Raw genomic sequence first — 18596 nt, 5'->3', positions numbered from 1 at the left:
ACACTAAACGCGAAAATTTAAACAAGCTCTTAGTTAATTGAAACAACATCGCTTAAGAAGGTGCAAATAGTTACATAGTTAACTGCTGTAACCATTATCATAAATTATTTAGTTGTAAACATGGAGCTACAAGAAGCGAAAGATCATTTTATACAAACCTGGGGCACATTAGGTACTAATTGGGGGATTAACCGAACTATGGCGCAAATCCACGCCTTGTTATTGGTATCAAATAAGGCACTGAGTACCGAAGATGTAATGAATAAACTCAATATATCGAGGGGCAACTCTAACATGAATCTGCGTGAATTGATTACCTGGGGTTTGGTACGCAAAGAAATAAAACCAGGCGAACGCCGCGAGTATTTTGTTGCCGAAAAAGATATGTGGGAGGTGTCGAAGTGTATTATTAGGGAACGAAAGAAACGTGAACTCGATCAGATCAAACGAACAGTGGATCATTTGTCGGTAGTAGAAGGTGATAAAAAAGACGAAGAATACAAAGAGTTTGTAACACTGATAGAAGACATGAAAAACCTTACTACCAGTGCCGACAAAGTATTGAACCGTTTGTCTATGGCTGAGAAAAACTGGTTACTTAAGAAGTTTTTAAAGCTGTTTGTCTAAAAACTGCTCGACTGTTTAGTAAATAAGCTTTAGCTTTTTCTTTTATTTAACTAGCTTTGCAAACCTGTGTATGATCGCTAAAAACTGTATTGGTTTGATTGACGATTGACAGGTTTAAATTATAAATTCTTAAACTCAATATAACATCATGGGAAGAGGAGACAAAAGAACCCGCAAAGGAAAGATTTTTTTAGGTAGCTATGGTAAAGTAAGACCTCGCAAAAAGCCAAACACTTACAAGACTACCGAAAAGAAAACCGAGAACAAAGAGTCTTAATAAGAAACTACCCAATGGGTAGTTTTTTTGCTTTAGTGCCTTGCTACCACTCCTTTTAGCTTTGTGATGGTTTCAGTGTTGGGGTGAATAAAAACCTGTCAATCAAAACCTGGTGATTGAATATTTAACAGTTTCATTAACAATTTTTGTTAACATTCGTCTATAAATATTCGTATCTTTGTGGGATACAAACCATATAAAAGATCACTTCAGTAAAAAATATCCAAATACAATTTCCTTCTTCAGTATATTTACAATACAAAAATACACCTAATCAATACATTGACTGACGCTTTTTAACTAATCTAAGGCAAGACCAAAGATAATTAGGTAACCATGAAAAAAATAGTTATTCTTATAAGCATATTATTTTTTTACACACATCAAACTCAGGCACTGGAAAGCTCACGACAAAAACGTGTAGACAGCCTGGAGAATGTGGTAAAAAATGCCCCTCATGACTCTTCCCGTATCAAAGCATTGTTGCAACTAGTACACGAAAACGCCGATTCTCTTGATATAGCACTTGAACATAGTCTGCAGGCATTGAACCTGGCAAAAAAACTCAATGATCCTGATCGTCTAGCTACTACTCACCAATACATTGGGCGTTTTTATGTTAGAAAGGGCATTACCCAAAAAGGAGTAAAGTATATAACAGAAGCCTACCAACACTATAGAAAAACAAACAATAAAAAAGCTTTGGTAAAGGCGATACGGCAGCTTTGTGGGATATTCTTTGATATAAAAAACACAAGTAAGCATGAAAAGTATTCCATCGAAGGATTAAAACTTGCCCGTGAACTGAAAGATACATCGGCGATTGTAGTGTTTCTGAATAGTAAAGGCTTATTGGCGTCAGATTCAAAACAATACGAGCAATCAATGCAGTATTATATGGAGGCATTAAAGCTCGAAAAAGCAGGTGAAAAACAGTTCATGCTGGCTACCTTGTTGAATAATATAGGAATGACACAAAACGGCTTGGGTAAATATGATCAAGCCCTTGAGTATTTATTTAAATCGATAGAAACAGCACATAAGCTAAAAGATAAAAGGCGAAAAATATTAATGGCTCGCAAAGTATCTAAAGAGCGTTTTGAGAAAGGCTTTGACTTTGGGGTGGGCAATACTTATATCAATATTGGCACGGTATACAAAAACAAAAAAGCATATAACAAATCAATTGAATATAGTAATAAAGGTTTGAAGATGATGCCTGGTAAACGCGTCTTTTATCAGTTTCAGAAGGTATATAATACCTTGTCTCAAGCACATGAAGGATTAAACAAAACTGACCTTGCTTTTAAATACTATAAACTATACATAGGGGCGCGTGATAGCCTCAACTCACAAAACTATGAGCGTCGTTTGAACAAAGTAGTGTCTATACATACTGCCGAAAAAAAAGAAAAGGAACTAGCCGCACTCCGACGAGAGGCTGACATTACCAAACAACGCAATCGTGCAATTAATACTGCCTTGGGAGGAGGTTTGTTTTTGATGTTGAGTCTTGCTGGGTTGATGTACAAAAGATATGATGACAAGCGCAAGTCGCATAATGTATTGGCAGAACAAAACCACGAGATAACGGCACAAAACCACGAAATAAGTGCACAACGCGACCAAATTGCTGAAAAAAGCGAAAAATTAGAGTTTGCCTACCAAAACATTACCGATAGTATAGAGTATGCACAACGTATTCAAGAAGCCTTGTTGCCTTCGCAGGAAGCCATTCATAAGGCTTTGCCTGAATCTATGGTTATGCTTAAACCAAGAGATAAAGTAAGTGGGGATTTTTACTGGTTTGCCCAAACCGGAGAAATTGAGGCACAAAAAACAGTACTTGCCGCAGTAGATTGTACTGGACATGGAGTACCAGGGGCTTTTATGAGCATGGCAGGAGATGCTTACCTAAATCAGATTGTAAAACAACAAGGAGTAACCAAGCCCGACGAAGTTTTGTTTAAACTGCATAAAAACATTCGCCAGTCGCTGAAACAAGAAACCACTGGTAATCGCGATGGCATGGACATATCGCTTGTGACAATTGATCATGCACAAAAAACAGTAAACTTTGCTGGTGCTAAAAACCCATTATTATACATACAAAACGGCAAACTTCACTTGATTAAAGGTGATAAGTACTCTATAGGAGGAGAACAACGCGAAGGTAAACGAAGCTTTACCAACCATCAGGTAAGCATAGATACTGACGAACCTACAAGTTTTTACTTATTTTCTGATGGTTTTCAAGACCAATTTGGTGGTAGCCAAGGCAAAAAATATATGGTGAGCCAGTTCAGAGATTTGCTGTTATCTATCCATCATTTGCCTATGCATACTCAAAAAGAACACATGGAAAAAGCTTTTTCTGATTGGTTAGGCACTGACTTTGAGCAACTTGATGATGTTTTGGTGATGGGATTTAAGGTATAAGTAGTCGCAAGTCCTTAGATACCGATGAATATCGGTGCAGTTAGCGACAAGCTACAAGTAGATTTGAGCCTTTAAGGAATGTGATTGCCCCGTACACGGGATTTCGGGCGTAGCCCTCAACAATACATTCTAAAAAATAAATATTCTTAAGTGAGATGAATTGCGTAAAGTAGTGATACTTTACGCAATTGTTATTTTAAGCAATTGCCCACTTCTGATGAATGATTTCGTGAATCATCATTGCGGCAACCCTGGCACCCTCAGCGACTGAAGCTGCAATGCCCCCAAAGCCATTTTTAGCGTCGCCTATTATATATATGCCTTCTATTTCAGACTTACCCCACTCATTGGATTTATAAGTGCCATCATCATTGGTTTCTACTCCTAGTTGTGCTGGAATCTCACACGCCTGTTTTTCGCCGGTGCTCAATAAAAAACCTCCTTGACGGGAAATGGTTTGCCCGTGTGTAAGTTGCACCCCTTGTAGTTGCCCATTGATTGAAATCAGTTTTTCTATTTTATCTTCTACAAGTACTACCTTCTTCTGCTCAAATGCCTGCTTTTGTTCCTCAGATACTACTTTTTTACCATTAGTGAATACAACCAAATCGTGAGTCCAGTGGCTGATGGTTTTAGCAAACTCGAATACAAAGGCTTCTTCACCAAACAAGGCCAGTGGCTGATTGCGTCGTTCCCAGCCATCACAAAAAGGGCAAGGGTACACAGTTTTGCCATATACAGCGTCTATGCCTGGTAGGTTTACCTGACTAATATCATCTTGATAGCCGGTGGCAAATACCACATGTTTGGCTTTGAATGTATCGCCTTTGTTGGTATTTATAACAAATAAAGCATCTTGTTTTTCTACCTGGTTTACCCGCCCTTTTACATAAGTTACTTGTTCATATTGAACCAGTTGTTCTTTGGCTATCTGCAAAAGATCAGCGGGGTGTGCCCCATCACGAGTTAGAAAACCGTGCGAACCTTGAGTAACCATGTTGCGGGCTTGCTCTTCGTTGATAATGACTGTACTAATCATTGCCCGGCCAAAAACCAAGGCTGCGCTCATTCCGGCGGGTCCTCCACCCACGACTGCTACTTCTAAAATACTTGTATGATCCATTGTATATATTATTTGTCTGTTTGATTTATTAATCCATGCGCAAACGTATTCCAGGCAAGCTCGTGTACTGCTTTGGGTGCCACGACTCCTTCTGCCAAAGCACGGGTAGCTCCATGTACTATGCCCATCCACATGTATTCTATCCATTCATTACTTAGGGCTTTATCAATGATTCCCTGCGTCTTAGCCTGGTCTAACGCGCCCTGAAAGAGTTGGGTCATTTGATTAAATTTTGCCTGAATGGTTTTGTCCTCAAAGTGGGCGACAAACTTCTGGCAAAATTCAAAATATTGCCCTTTGCTAATGTCATCTTTAAATATTTGCTTGAGCTGCTCCAGTGGTTGCTTGTAGGTTTGAGTGGCATTGGTTACATCATTGAGCACCTCAGCCATGATCCACTCAGCACAGGCAGCTAGTAAATCATCTCTGGTACTAAAATGTCGGTGTAAGGTACGTCTACTCACTCCGGCAGTTTCGGCAATGGTTTCTATCCGTGCCGAAGGATCTTTGTTGAGCACTGTGATAGACGCCTGGATGATATTTAGCTTGTTTTTTGTCATTTAAAAGTGTTTTTTGTCTCTAATTTGTGACAAATATACTGAAGTTTTTTAAAATATAAGTAAAGCCTGTAAGAAAAATTAACAAGCAAACCGTTTTAGTGGAAGAAGTTTAGGGTTGAGCTATCAGGTATTATGAGCAGCATTATTTCTGATTGATAAAATTTTAAGCATCTGAAAATGGGTGTGTTACAAGTTATGCTTGTGGGTCCTTATATACCAATGCCTTAACTCTCAACAAAGGTGATTGATTAGTTATGTATAGAATAGGGGACTAATCCTTAGAACCCTTTCAGGACTGTAGACTTTAATAAGTGCGCATGTAAACAGAAGATAAATAGTAGAAGGCGAAAAAAATGCAAAAAATATAAAATACGAGAAAGTACAATCTATCACAAAACCTGTAGATTGGTCATAGGTATAATAAAAAACAGGTGGAGAAGTCATAGAAAAATAATCATACAGTATTTTTGTTTTACACCCTATAATCGTTACAAAGAGTAAGTAAAAATTTAGGTAAAAAGATGTAATAAACCAATCAGTGAATGTTTTGTTTGGAACGGTATAGAACCTTTAAAAATTTGATTATAAATGTCAAAACGTAGATTTACCTGATTAGAACATACCATTTGGGCGGAGCTTAAAAGTAAAGGCATGTTTGTAAAAAGAGGACCTAAAATATTGATTACTATCAGGCAAAAGTTAAAAGAGTACAGATATACTTTTTGTACGCACCTTTGTGGGTGAGGCGGTCAAAGTTTTTAGCTGATTTGTGGGCTAAAAAAACATTGATATGTGTTTAAATAGTACAAAAGAAATATTTTAAGAGCAGTCTTTAGTGAGTTAGCTTATTTGGTTTTTTTTGGAAATGCAATAAAATATTTTGACTTTTGCGTCAAGTTAATTCAATTATATTACTCAATGAGAAGTAAGAAAAAATTAACTATGCTATTATTAAAAAAACAGTTTATTAACTCAACAGAATAGTTTAAAGTAGTTATTCACTAGCCTTCAAAACAATTGTAATAGTGCGCCTGCTAACCCACTGAATACGATTGTAAGACATCTTTAATCAAAATTAACTTCTGTTTTGCCAGGGAAGCAAATCATTACAGAGGTTTGTCATTCAAGTTATAATGACGGTTCAGCTATATAGTTTGTTTATACTCATCTTATATTGCAAAATAGCTTATCTGATTATATGATTGTCACCCCATTGTTTTTTTCTCAAATAAAAAACAAAATCCACTACTCCTATATTCTTACCTTATGTTGATAAGTTTCAGATAATAGCTGGTTAACTGGTTTGAAATGAAAATAGTCGCCTGCTAACAAAGACTCTTTGTTCATTCCTGTCTTGCTTCTCCGCTAAATTACACTTATATGTTAAATTTAAGAAAAGGATTTACCTGGCTGGTAGTATTGCTGGGAGTATCTGCTATGTCGGCACGTGCCCAACAGCGTTATACACAACGCCAAACCCAGAAATTACAGACATTGAGTCGAACTTATTTAAAAAAGTCTCAAACCCAAAGAGCACAAGCCTACCAACGTGCCAAAAACTTAGGCATTGCCACCCGCATTATTTCTGAAGGAAAGATCATGGAGTTGCAGCGCTTTACTGCCAATGGTATTCCTTTGTACAATATTACCTACAATGCTACAGCTGCCCAAACCATTTCGACCGATAGGGTACATACCGATTTGGGCATTACTGGCAATGGGATGACACTGGGCATTTGGGACGGTGGAGCCGTGAGAACTACTCACCGCGAATTTATGAGTAATGGCAATAGTCGGGTAACCCAACGAGATGCTGCACCAGAGCTTAACTTTCATGCAACCCACGTAGCAGGTACAATGGTAGCGGCTGGAGTAACTGCCAACGCTAAAGGGATGGCTTATGAGGCAAGTTTAGATGCTTATGACTGGAACGATGACCTTGCCGAAATGACTGCTGCAGCTGCCAATGGTTTGCTATTGTCTAACCATTCGTATGGCAAGGGTACTGGCTGGGAGTGGAACAGCGAACACCGGGTTTGGATATGGTTCGGAGACGTAAATATTAGTGCAGTAGAAGACTATAAGTTTGGTTTTTATGACGAAGAAGCACGCGATTTGGATAATATAGCTTTGAATGCACCTAATTACCTGATATGTAAGGCAGCTGGAAACGATCGTAACAATAACCATGTAGGTGAGCATTTTTATTTTAATAACGCAGGTAATGCAGTTCGTTCATTTGCTCGCCGCAATCCTGATGGTAACTATGATTGCATTGGGGGGGCAGCTACTGCCAAAAATATTTTGACTGTAGGGGCAGTAAATGATATTGCTGGAGGCTATACACGTGCTGCTGATGTAGTACAATCTGATTTTAGCAGCTGGGGACCTACCGATGATGGGCGTATCAAACCAGACATTGTTGCCAACGGAGTAACCCTGAACTCTACCTGGCATACAGCTGACGATGCTTATAGTAGCATTAGTGGTACCTCTATGGCTACCCCAAGTGTCACAGGATCGTTGGGTTTGTTACAGCAATATTACCATGGACGCAACAACAATACTTATATGCGTTCGGCTACCCTTAAGGCATTGGCTATTCACACTGCCGATGAAGCTGGAGCGGCTGATGGGCCTGACTACCAAAATGGTTGGGGCTTGATGAATACCAAGTCAGCGGCTGATGTAATTACCAACCGTAATAATACCTCACGTATAGAGGAGCAAACCCTTAATAACAATGGTAACTATACTATAGATGTAACGGCTACAGGCAACGAACCTTTGGTGGCTACCATTGTATGGACAGACCTTGCGGGTACTCCTGTAGCACCTGCTCTAGACCCTGCCAATCGGATGTTGGTAAATGATTTGGACATTCGTATTACGCACCGGAACGCAGTGACTGGAGCTGTAACTACCCATCAACCTTGGATACTTGACCCAGCCAACCCAGCCAATGCAGCTACAAGAGGAGACAACGACCGCGACAATGTAGAAAAAATCTTTATTGCCAATCCGGTAGCAGGTACTTATACCATTACAGTTACACATAAAGGCAACTTGCGTGATAATAACAGTCAGGCATTTTCAATGATTGTGACGGGTATCAATGTAAACAATAACAATGTGGCTTGTGCAGTACCTGCTGCCTTGAATACAAGCAATGTTGCCAATACTTCGGCTGTGTTGAACTGGGGAGCTGTGGCTGGAGCTACGTCTTATGATATTCGCTACCGGGTACAAGGAACTGCCAACTGGACCAATGTAAATGCAGCAAATGGAACGTCTACTAATGCAAGCGGTTTGACCCAAGCCACTACTTATGAGTTTCAGGTAAGAACCAATTGTGCAGGTGGCAGCAGTGCTTACGCTGGTATTGTGAGTTTTGCTACTACTGGTGCACCTACAGGGTACTGTGATGCACAAGGAGGGACAGCCGATGAGTACATCCAGCGAGTACAGTTTGGCACAATCAACAACGCATCAGGCGATAATGGAGGGTATGGCGATTTCACGGCACAATCGGTTACCTTGGGCAGAGGCAGCACTACTACCATTACTATTACACCTGCCTGGAAGGGACAGACTTACCAAGAAGGCTATAGTGTGTGGATAGATTTTAATCGGGATGGAGATTTCAATGATGCCGGAGAGCAAGTGTATACTCGTAGTGCTACTACAGCCGCTTCAGTTTCAGGCAATATTAATATTCCAGTAGGTGCTGCATTGGGACAAACTCGTATGAGAGTGGCAATGCGTTACGATCAAATACCAAGTGCTTGTGGTAACTTCCAATGGGGAGAAGTAGAAGATTATATTGTAAATATTAGCAATGCCAACGGCAATAATGCTGCAATAGCTCAAACTATTCAAAAAGTAGAGGTACCTACTACCGACATTGCATTGTCGCCCAATCCTGCTACTTCGGCGCTTAACATCACGGTTTTAGCCGAAGGCTCCGCTACTTTTACCTTGATGAGCAGAAATGGAGCCGCTTTGCAAACGCAATCGGCTAAGGAACAAGGCGGAACAATCAATCAAACATTTAACGTAAGTAAATATCCCGCAGGCTTGTACCTGATGAAGATCAACGCCAATGGTGCACAGTATGTAAAGCGGGTAGTGATCATCAAATAGTGTTGAGTTGAATAAGTGTATATATTTTTATTAAAAAGGTTGCTCTCTAATCTGAGGGCAACCTTTTTTGCTATATAAGTGCTTTAATTTTAATAGCTTGTCTTACAATTACAAGAGGGTGCTTGAAATTTGCACCATACCTACCTTTTAATGTTAAATCTGCGGGTTTCCACGCCTTTTGAGTGGTAAATAAGGAGTGTATAAATGCCCGACTTCAGCTTCTCTAGCTTTAAGTAGTGTTTGGTTTGTTGTGGAGCTACCTTTTCAGAAAGAACGAGTTGCCCATACATATCTTTTACTTCTAATTGGTATACTGTCGAATTGCTTGTTTTGTGTGTGGGTGCCACAAACTCAACTGTCATACCCTGAGCGGCAGGTACTGGGTATACATTGCTTATAAGTTTGCGGACAGTACCGTGTTGCTTTTCTTTTTGCACTGCACTGGTACTCAGGCAGCTTTGTCCACTATAACTATGAGCACGGGTAGTATTGTCGAAATCGGTTCTTGCCTGCCCCAACATACAATTGCTATTTTGTAAGGCAAATTCTGTCCATTCACCTTCCGATTTGTACACAAACCAGCACAAGCCTAGTATTTTGCGTGAATGTGCATTGTTCCAACTATTGATCTCTTGATACGCTTGCTGCATCCAGCCCTGATAATAAGTAACCGAAGGAGGAATCAGTTTACAGTCGCCTGATGTACAAGGAGTAGGATTGCTACAAGCGCTGTTTTTGGTAATAGTAAAATGAGCACTTGTGTTGGTTTCGGTAATAATGGCTGGAACTCCAGCTTTTCCATAAGAGTCAATGATTTGCATCAACACCTTATAAGACTTGAACCCCTTGGTGTTGGCTTTGTTAAAACCAGCAGGCAATACATTACCAGCCCTGCCCAGGTTGTTGTCTGCCCCCCAATTGATAGTGATACCCCCTGCATAAGAACGGTTGCCATTGTTGTGTGCACCATAAGTATGAATGGCGTACCCATCACAGTTGTTGCCAATGCCCTGAACTACCGCCTTGTAGTAGGCATCGTAATAGCCTGGACCTAAAGTACCGTCTACTGCGGTAGGTGCCCAGTTAGCAACTGGTCCTACCAGTACTTTGATCTTGTTTCCGTTGTTTACATTGTTTTTCACTCTGCTATACACTGCATTGTAATAAGCCACATAAGTACTGGCGGGAGCTCCACGACCATCGCCCGATGGTTTATATTCATAGTCAAGGTTATATTCATTGCCTATTTGAAACCATTTCACTCTTTGACCGTTTCCGAGGTTGTTGTAAAGCTCGTTTATAATGGTGGCGCAACGGCTGGCAAATGTATGGTAAGATACATCGCTAGGGTTAGGAATAGTAGCAAACCAGTTCCAGTTGAGCCTGACTACCGGGGTAAAGCCGTCATTGATGATACTACGCATATGTGATTTGATGTTGTTTAGGGCTCCCGGATGATTGATGTCTTCAGCATTGATAATTTCTACCGACCAACCTTTCTTACCGTTCATTAGGTTACTGGCGCCAGGAGCCCACCAATGAATACCAAATAAAGTTTCGCAAGTATTGGGAGGTGGAGCTACATTGCTCACATTAATATTCCAGGTTTGAGTTTCGCCAAACCACTCGACTCCATCGCGTACCATGCGCAACGAAAGGCGACGACTGCCTAATGTCGTAGATGAAACATTGAATCTAAAATCTGCATAACCGCCTGGCGATACATTATGAGGTAAAAAAACACGGGCATTGGTAGGTGAAGTGGCATAACCGTTGCCATTAGCAAAATCTGACCAAGTAACTTGATTGTTTGCTGTAGCCCCCAAACGATAATTTTGCCCTGCCGACCAGGTAGTATTACCAGTGTTGTATACCCTAATACGCACTTGTTTTTTTTCGTTGGTCTTCATAGAGGTGATAACTGATGACTGTGTCTCTCTTACTTCGCCATTGTTGTTGCTGCTTGGTGGAGGATTGTTTACGTTGATATTCCAGGCATAAGCTTCCCCAAACCAAGCTACCCCGTCTTGTACCATTCTTAGCGAGAGCTTGCGTCTACCTGATTGATTGCTTGATATGTTGAAACGGAAATCAACATAACCACCCGGCGATACATTGTGAGGTAAGTATACCCTGGCGTTAGTAGCAGAACTCATGTAGCCACCTGCGGCAAAGTCAGCCCATTGCATTTGGTTGGCAGTGGCACCGTTGGTGCCCGATCCGGCGCCCAGCCTAAAAGATTGCCCAGCCGACCAAGTATTGTTTCCTGTATTGTATACCCTTATACGTACTGCTGCTTTTTTACCCTTCTCGATTGTAGATGGAACCGAAGATTGAGATACACTAATGTCGGCGTTGTTGGAGGCAACAGTAGGATTGTTTACATTGATATTCCAGGCATAAGCTTCCCCAAACCAAGCTACCCCGTCTTGTACCATTCTTAGCGATAATTTTCGACTGCCAGCGTGATTGCTTGATATGTTGAAACGGAAGTCTACATAGTTTCCTGGCGATACGTTATGAGGTAAGTATACCCTGGCGTCAGTGGTAGAGCTCATATAGCCACCTGCGGCAAAGTCAGCCCATTGCATTTGGTTGGCAGTGGCACCGTTGGTACCCGATCCGGCGCCCAGCCTAAAAGATTGCCCTGCCGACCAAGTATGGTTTCCAGTATTGTATACCCTGATGCGTACCGCTGCTTTTTTACCCTTCTCGATTGTAGATGGAACCGAAGATTGAGATACACTAATGTCAGCGTTTAATTGTGCAAGTGTGTTCTGGCTTGATAGTAGTAAAAACGCAAAGACTAATACAAGCAAGCCCTTTAGTTTTGTTTTCATTGGTTTAAAGTGGTGTAGAGTCAAAAATTGTTGGGCTGATGTTGATTGTTCAGCCCTTGTGGTATAAAAATGTTTGTACATGGTATTTAGGTTATTTTGAAATAAATTATTGATGGGGCAAAGTTGGTAGGGAAGTGTAGCAAGAACAATTTTAAGGGGTATACAACGGCACTACTGGCTTGGGATGCCCTACTACAAAGACACTACAAGGTGGGTTTGATAGTATTTTATGAATAAATAATAAAATTAAGTAGAGAAGTGGTTGCTTGGTTGTGCATGGTTAAAGTTTACCGTGGGGCTTGGGGATTGTACCTACAGTGAGGCATGTTATAAACTATCGATGATTTACTGGTACTATAATAATCTAAAAGGTGGCTTGTTAAAAATTATATAATACTTTGATGAGTTTTAGGTGATTTTCATTGATTAATTTTTATTACTTGGGAGAACATTTTCAATTTTGACTGGTTGAATAGTCAAAAAAACCAATTCCATACCATACCAATGATAAATTACAAACGAATGATGCAATCAGTGGGGTTATGCCTTCTGATATTGTTAGGTGCCAGCTTCGCGTATGCGCAAAAATCTACCTTAAGCGGATACGTAAAAGATGCCAGTAACGGCGAAGTGTTATTGGGAGCATCTGTTTACCTGACAGAACTGCAAAATGGAGCAGTTACCAATGAGTACGGATTTTTCTCAATCAAAATTCCCAATGGTCAGTACACAGTAAAAGTGAGCTATATTGGTTACAAAACCGTGACTAAACAAGTAAACCTTACCAATGACCAAAAGCTAAATGTAGAGCTCCCAGAAGAAGGGCAAGCCCTCGAAACTGTGGTGGTAACCAGTGAAAAACAAGATGCGAACATACGTAGCACTCAAATGAGTGTAAACAAACTGGAAATCAAGACAATTCAGAAAATGCCTGCCTTTTTTGGCGAAGCCGACATCATCCGAAGTATTCAATTGTTGCCTGGAGTAACTACAGTAGGAGAGGGTGCCAGTGGGTTTAATGTGCGTGGGGGTAACATAGACCAAAACCTGATTCTGATAGACGAAGCTCCTGTGTATAATTCTTCACACGCCTTGGGTTTCTTTTCGGTGTTTAACCCTGATGCGGTAAAAAATGTAAAACTGGTAAAAGGAGGAATTCCTGCCCAATACGGCGGTCGTTTGTCGTCATTGTTGGATGTACGCTTGCGTGAGGGGAACAATAAGAAGTTTGAGATGAACGGGGGAGTTGGTTTGTTGTTTAGTCGGTTTAGTGTACAGGCACCCATTCAAAAGGGCAAATCGTCTTTTATTATTGCCGGGCGCCGTTCTTACATCGACTTGTTTTTTCCTTTATTGGGTGGTGCCTTGAGCAACAGTAGCGTGTATTTTTATGATTTAACGGCTAAATTAAACTTTACGCTCAACGATAAGAATAAAATATTTGTATCAGGCTACTTTGGACGAGACAAGATAGGGTTAGATGTTTTTGGTTTTAATTGGGGCAATGCTACTGCCACCATACGTTGGAACCACCTCTTCAACGACCAGTTGTTTTTGAATACTACTGCGTTTTATAGCAATTACGATTATCAGTTGGGAGTGCCCAACGACACCGATGGTTTTGACTGGAAAGCCAACATTGTAAACTATAGTTTCAAACCAGAGTTTACCTACTTTGCCAATGCCAGCAACACCATCAACTTTGGTGGTCAAGCCATTCTATACCAATTTGTGCCTGGTACAGCTACTTTTACCAGTGGGGGCAATAGCCGCGATATTTCTCTAGACGATCAGTTTGGCCTGGAAACCGCCGTATACCTGAGCAATGAGCAAAGCATTGGCGATAACGTGACCCTGGAGTATGGTTTGCGTTATTCTTGGTTTAACTACCTTGGCGCTGGCAAAGCCATTACTTTTGGCGATGCACCTGCTGGCGAGCGTCGCGAACCTGTGAGTAGTAAAGAATACGGAATGTGGGAGAGTATTCAGGAGTATGGCAATTTTGAGCCTCGTTTCTCGGCAAAATATATGCTTAATCGTACATCTTCGCTCAAGCTAAGTTACCACCGAATGGCACAATATATTCACCTGGTGTCTAACTCTACTGCCTCTATTCCTTTAGATACCTGGACACCCAGCACCAACAACATTCAACCTCAGCTTGCCGACCAGGTAGCTTTGGGGTACTTTAAAAACTTTGGTGAAAACAATGACTACGAATTTTCGGCAGAAACTTACTATAAGCTTTACCAAAATCAAATAGACTATATAGATGGTGCCGACTTACTACTCAACGAAAACCTGGAAGGCGACTTACTCACTGGCGAGGGCAAAGCTTATGGTTTAGAACTTTACTTGAAGAAAAACAACGGCAAATTTACCGGATGGTTAAGCTACACCCTGGCACGCACTGAGCGTCAAGTCAATGGGATTAATAACAACAGTTGGTATCCCACCCGTTTTGACCGTACGCACAACTTGTATGTAGTAGGCATGTATAAGGTGAGCAAGCGGGTAGAGTTATCGGCAAACTTTATGTTTGCTTCAGGTACACCCACTACTTTTCCTTCCAATCGTTTTGAGTTTGAAGGGATAGTGGCACCCCACAATGCTGAAAACAGCCGTAATAACTTTCGTATTCCGGCAGCCCATCGTTTAGACATCGCCTTGACCCTATTACCCAAAAACACCAAAAAGCGTTGGCAGGGATTCTGGGTGTTTTCTATTTATAACCTGTATGCTAACCGAAACCCTTTCTCTATATTTTTTCAGGCAGACGCTGATAACCCAACCATTACCCGTGCTTATCGATATTCTATCATAGGCTCTGTTATTCCATCGGTTACTTATAATTTCAAGTTTTAAAACAAAGCGGCAAAAATGAAATCAAGAATATACTTATATATCATGTGTATGGTAGCAGTGGCCACCATGACAGCGTGCGAAGACGAAATAAATGTAACATTGGGCGAGAGCACGCCTCAGCTTACAGTAGAGGGGTGGGTATCAAACCAAACTCCATTACAAACGATTAGGCTTACCATTAGCCAGGACTATTTTAATAATGCAGCTGCGGCTGGAGCCAGTGGTGCTACAGTAAGAGTAAATGACGACCAAGGCAATGTATATAATTTTGTGGAATCGGATTTGAAGTCGGGCGACTATTTGAGCAACTTTACGGGAGCCATAGGTCGTACTTATACTTTGTATATTCAGTATCAAGGTGAAGAGTACCAAGCCACTACCCAACTTACAAGGGTACCACCTATTGATTCTATTCGGGTAGAAAATGCTGATGATGTGAGCCCCGGACCAGTGAACGTGAGTAGTGGATACCGTGCTGAGTTTTTTGCCAATGAAATACCTGGTGCAGGAGATTATTACCGTATCAAGACTTACCGCAATGATGTATTGTTGAACAAGCCTGGTAACATCTCAGTTTTTGAAGATACCAATGTAGACGGCTTGCCTTTTATATTGCCAGTAAGACTGAGTATCAACCCTATCTCTGAAGATGGCAAAGGCTATGCTTTGGGGGATAAGATTAAAGTAGAATTATTGTCTATCAGCAAAGAAGCCTTTCAGTTTTTTGAAGAACTGGAAACACAAACGACCAATGGAGGACTTTTTGCCAGCCCTATAGCTAATGTGCCCACTAATATACAAAATATCAATCCGGCCTCTGCTAAAAAAGCAGTTGGTTTCTTTTATGCTTCAGCAGTCAGTTCGTCCGAAATTACCGTAACCGAGTAATGATTGTTTGCCTCTTTTTGCTTGAGGAATTATAAACCCACAACCCAACTTGATTTTAGCAAGTTGGGTTTTTCTTAATCAAAAGATTTGGAACCTTATTTACTCATCTTTAATGTTTCAATACTCCGCAGTGATTTTAGTCAAAGTTGTTTGCTGGTGACCAGTTATTGATGAATTTAAAAACTATTTAATTGGGTGTTTAGGCGTAAAACCGAAACACTTTTAAGAATAAAGTGAGTACGCAATATTAATATAAGATACTGGTTTACAGTATTTAACAAGGTGAGTGTTTACTCTGATCAGCTATGGACTATCACTAAATACCATGGACTATTGTGTTTAGATGAGTGAGTTTAAAAATGATATTTTTTCTTTGATTTTTAACTAGTTATCCCCTATCTTATAATATCAAAAAACACAGACAGCCCGCTACACGTAATAACCAAAGAGGAATTGTTAGCTCCTCTTACTCTTCAAAATATCTATCTATCAATACAACCACTGTATTTTATCTAAACACCATTACTAGAGATAACTAAGTAAATTCTAAACTTATACTTTTAATCGATTTATTCCTTTGTATCTGGTTCTTTACATCAATCATCAGCCAATTACCACAAGCTGGTGATATATACATAGTGCTATACAACTATATACTCTACTTATTAAAACTACTTTAAATACGACCTATGAAATACACTGTAATGATGTTGCTATTGTGTCTGGGTCTGGGGGCAAGAGGGCAAATAGACTCATTGAATAATGCAGAATGGTTTCGCTTAAAGGCAGAAGAACTTATTCGCTTAGAACAAGTAAATGCTGAAACTGAAATATTAGGTGCCAGTCAATATGCCCAAAAACTTGAGAATGTACCTGCCAGTGTGATTGTGGTAAACCAAAAGCAAATGAAAGAAAATGGTTACCACGACTTGTCTGACTTGCTCAAAGATTTACCAGGTGTTGATGTAATAGAAAATGCGGGTAGGTTTGGCGAGTACTACACCATAAGGGGAATCAATGGAAATGATCGTTTTTTGGTATTGATTGATGGACGAAAACTAAATGCCATGAGTGGTACTTTTTTGTCGGTAGGAAACTCTATTTCGTTGGGGTTTGCCGATAGGGTAGAAATCGTTTATGGGTCTTCTTCTATTATTTATGGTTCTGATGCTTTTTCAGGAGTGATTAATATTATTTCTCAAAAAACACCACCCAAAACCAATTATTCTTTTTCGGCAAGCTATGGTAGTTTCAATACGCTAGATGTGTCCAGCAACGCCCACATCAAGGTAAACGCTGATTTGTCATTAGTTTTTTATGGCAGGCTGTTTAAGTCGGATGGATTTGACAATGAGCCTAAAAATGGCTACGAGATAGTCAAAGATTATCAACAGCCAATAGCCAATGAGTTTGCACAACCTATCAACGATCATAATGCATTTATAGAAGCTCGTTACAAAGACTTAAAAGTAGGTTTGTTTAGACAATATTTCGACGAGGGCAACGCCCGTGGCATCCAACCTTCTATTTATTTATATAGTGAAGAAAACCGTTGGATAGTACACAAGAATATTTACTGGGCGAATTATCAAACCACCCTTTCTAATGGAGGGGTGCTTACCACAGATTTATCATATACACAACATCAACAAGACAAAGACACCCGCTTTTTTAGGTTTATAGCACCTAACGACCCCAGCCAAACCCAAAACCAGTTTGTAACCGGAAAAGATGAAACAGTGAAGGGCTTTTTTACTTACAACCAAAAATTTAAAAAACGCCTGGACTTTATTATAGGTATACAGTACGAAAACACCCATAGTATTCCGGCGTATGCCAATGACGAAGTATTGGGGCGCCCGTTGAAGTACCAAGGGTCGGTGGTGGCACAAATTAATGATGCCCTGACGGTAAAAGAACAAAAAATAGGGGCGTTTACTCAAATAGCCTATACGCCTTTTGAGCAGCTCAACATTACAGCAGGAGCAAGGTATGATTACTCACAACTATTTGAAAATACGATCAATCCTAGGGTAGCGGTGATTTATAAGCCCGTAAAAAATAGCATTATCAAGTTCATTTATGGGACTGCTTTTCAGGCGCCTTCGTTGTTTTATACTTATGAGCAATTTGGTGGGCCCACAGTAGTGATGATTCCAAACAGCCAGCAGAACTTTACGCTACAAAACCAGCGTATTCAGTCTTATGAACTGGACTTTACCCAAAAAATAAAAAAAGTTGGTCGGATCAACATTACTGGGTTTTACAATCGAGCTTCTAACCTGATAGAACGGAGGCTTTACACACAAAATATTTTTAATAAGTACTTTAACACCAATACGGCTGGGCTCAGAAACGAAAATATTGGTAGTGTAGAAGCCCTTGGAGTTTCTTTGAATGCATCACTTAACTTACACAAAAATTTTGATGCCCAATTGATTTATACCTACACCGATGCCCAGCAAAAAGTAAGCGAAAGCAGCGATTCTACGCCTTTGCCCAGAGTAGCCGCGCACAAACTATCAGTAGGGTTTACCCTGCGTAATTTGCTGAGATACATTACGTTGTCGTCGCGTACGCGCTGGGTAGGTGACATAAACACCCCACAGGCAAGCAATATATACCCTGGTGACGAAAAAGCACCTGGCTACCTTATGGTAAGCTTGGCACTGTCGGTCACAAAACTGCTCCCTTATACCCGTTTTTTTGCCAGAATGGAGCACATGATTGGGGGTAATAACGAACACGTAGGCATTTTTGAAGGAGGCATTTATACTGATGTAATTCCTCAGCCTACATTTAATGGTCGTTTTGGAATGGAGGTTAATTTTTAA

10 protein-coding genes are annotated in these 18596 nt (G+C 40.4%); 7 read left to right on the top strand and 3 right to left on the bottom strand.

Annotation, left to right across the window (positions count from 1 at the left end; translation table 11 throughout):
* The first annotated feature begins 120 nt into the window (after positions 1–120).
* From Q0954_RS02380 to Q0954_RS02370, 3 genes are all read left to right on the top strand, one after another.
* A complete protein-coding gene (locus Q0954_RS02380) occupies positions 121–627 on the top strand; it encodes a hypothetical protein (RefSeq protein ID WP_299453118.1) in 507 nt (168 codons plus the stop codon).
* A gap of 148 nt (positions 628–775) precedes the next feature.
* Complete coding sequence (locus Q0954_RS02375; protein ID WP_002706408.1) at positions 776–904, top strand: 30S ribosomal protein THX; 129 nt, start codon at positions 776–778, stop codon at positions 902–904.
* 336 nt (positions 905–1240) lie between these two features.
* Positions 1241–3343 carry a SpoIIE family protein phosphatase gene (locus Q0954_RS02370; protein WP_299453100.1) on the top strand — a complete coding sequence of 701 codons (2103 nt, stop codon included), beginning with the start codon at positions 1241–1243 and terminating at the stop codon, positions 3341–3343.
* A 196-nt stretch (positions 3344–3539) separates the two neighbouring features.
* Here the strand turns inward: Q0954_RS02370 and Q0954_RS02365 are convergent, their stop codons facing one another.
* Complete coding sequence (locus Q0954_RS02365; protein WP_299453097.1) at positions 3540–4466, bottom strand: NAD(P)/FAD-dependent oxidoreductase; 927 nt, start codon at positions 4464–4466, stop codon at positions 3540–3542.
* An 8-nt stretch (positions 4467–4474) separates the two neighbouring features.
* Positions 4475–5026: a TetR/AcrR family transcriptional regulator gene (locus Q0954_RS02360; protein ID WP_299453094.1), complete on the bottom strand. Its 552-nt coding sequence runs from the start codon at positions 5024–5026 to the stop codon at positions 4475–4477.
* A 1380-nt stretch (positions 5027–6406) separates the two neighbouring features.
* On the opposite strand from Q0954_RS02360, the gene Q0954_RS02355 reads away from it, so the two are divergent.
* A complete protein-coding gene (locus Q0954_RS02355) occupies positions 6407–9169 on the top strand; it encodes a S8 family serine peptidase (protein WP_299453092.1) in 2763 nt (920 codons plus the stop codon).
* 140 nt (positions 9170–9309) lie between these two features.
* Here Q0954_RS02355 and Q0954_RS02350 read toward each other — a convergent pair whose 3' ends face one another.
* Positions 9310–12009 carry a T9SS type A sorting domain-containing protein gene (locus tag Q0954_RS02350; RefSeq protein ID WP_299453090.1) on the bottom strand — a complete coding sequence of 900 codons (2700 nt, stop codon included), beginning with the start codon at positions 12007–12009 and terminating at the stop codon, positions 9310–9312.
* Between the two features lie 504 nt (positions 12010–12513).
* Between Q0954_RS02350 and Q0954_RS02345 the strand changes: the two genes are divergently transcribed.
* The 3 genes from Q0954_RS02345 (at position 12514) to Q0954_RS02335 (ending at position 18596) form a co-directional block, all read left to right on the top strand.
* Complete coding sequence (locus Q0954_RS02345; RefSeq protein ID WP_299453089.1) at positions 12514–14874, top strand: TonB-dependent receptor; 2361 nt, start codon at positions 12514–12516, stop codon at positions 14872–14874.
* 15 nt (positions 14875–14889) lie between these two features.
* Complete coding sequence (locus Q0954_RS02340) at positions 14890–15762, top strand: DUF4249 domain-containing protein (RefSeq protein WP_299453086.1); 873 nt, start codon at positions 14890–14892, stop codon at positions 15760–15762.
* Positions 15763–16451: 689 nt separating this feature from the next.
* Complete coding sequence (locus tag Q0954_RS02335) at positions 16452–18596, top strand: TonB-dependent siderophore receptor (RefSeq protein ID WP_299453083.1); 2145 nt, start codon at positions 16452–16454, stop codon at positions 18594–18596.

The sequence above is a fragment of the uncultured Microscilla sp. genome, from assembly GCF_947493425.1.
Classification (GTDB): Bacteria; Bacteroidota; Bacteroidia; order Cytophagales; family Microscillaceae; genus Microscilla.
This window is presented reverse-complemented; position numbering and strand designations above follow the sequence as displayed.

What these genes read in the sequence shown, in the direction of transcription:
- Q0954_RS02340 (WP_299453086.1), top strand. Translation starts at nt 14,890, where the DNA reads ATGAAATCAAGAATATACTTATATATCATGTGTATGGTAGCAGTGGCC.
- Q0954_RS02350 (WP_299453090.1), bottom strand. Translation starts at nt 12,009, where the DNA reads ATGAAAACAAAACTAAAGGGCTTGCTTGTATTAGTCTTTGCGTTTTTA.
- Q0954_RS02345 (WP_299453089.1), top strand. Translation starts at nt 12,514, where the DNA reads ATGATAAATTACAAACGAATGATGCAATCAGTGGGGTTATGCCTTCTG.
- Q0954_RS02375 (WP_002706408.1), top strand. Translation starts at nt 776, where the DNA reads ATGGGAAGAGGAGACAAAAGAACCCGCAAAGGAAAGATTTTTTTAGGT.
- Q0954_RS02335 (WP_299453083.1), top strand. Translation starts at nt 16,452, where the DNA reads ATGAAATACACTGTAATGATGTTGCTATTGTGTCTGGGTCTGGGGGCA.
- Q0954_RS02370 (WP_299453100.1), top strand. Translation starts at nt 1,241, where the DNA reads ATGAAAAAAATAGTTATTCTTATAAGCATATTATTTTTTTACACACAT.
- Q0954_RS02360 (WP_299453094.1), bottom strand. Translation starts at nt 5,026, where the DNA reads ATGACAAAAAACAAGCTAAATATCATCCAGGCGTCTATCACAGTGCTC.
- Q0954_RS02355 (WP_299453092.1), top strand. Translation starts at nt 6,407, where the DNA reads ATGTTAAATTTAAGAAAAGGATTTACCTGGCTGGTAGTATTGCTGGGA.
- Q0954_RS02365 (WP_299453097.1), bottom strand. Translation starts at nt 4,466, where the DNA reads ATGGATCATACAAGTATTTTAGAAGTAGCAGTCGTGGGTGGAGGACCC.
- Q0954_RS02380 (WP_299453118.1), top strand. Translation starts at nt 121, where the DNA reads ATGGAGCTACAAGAAGCGAAAGATCATTTTATACAAACCTGGGGCACA.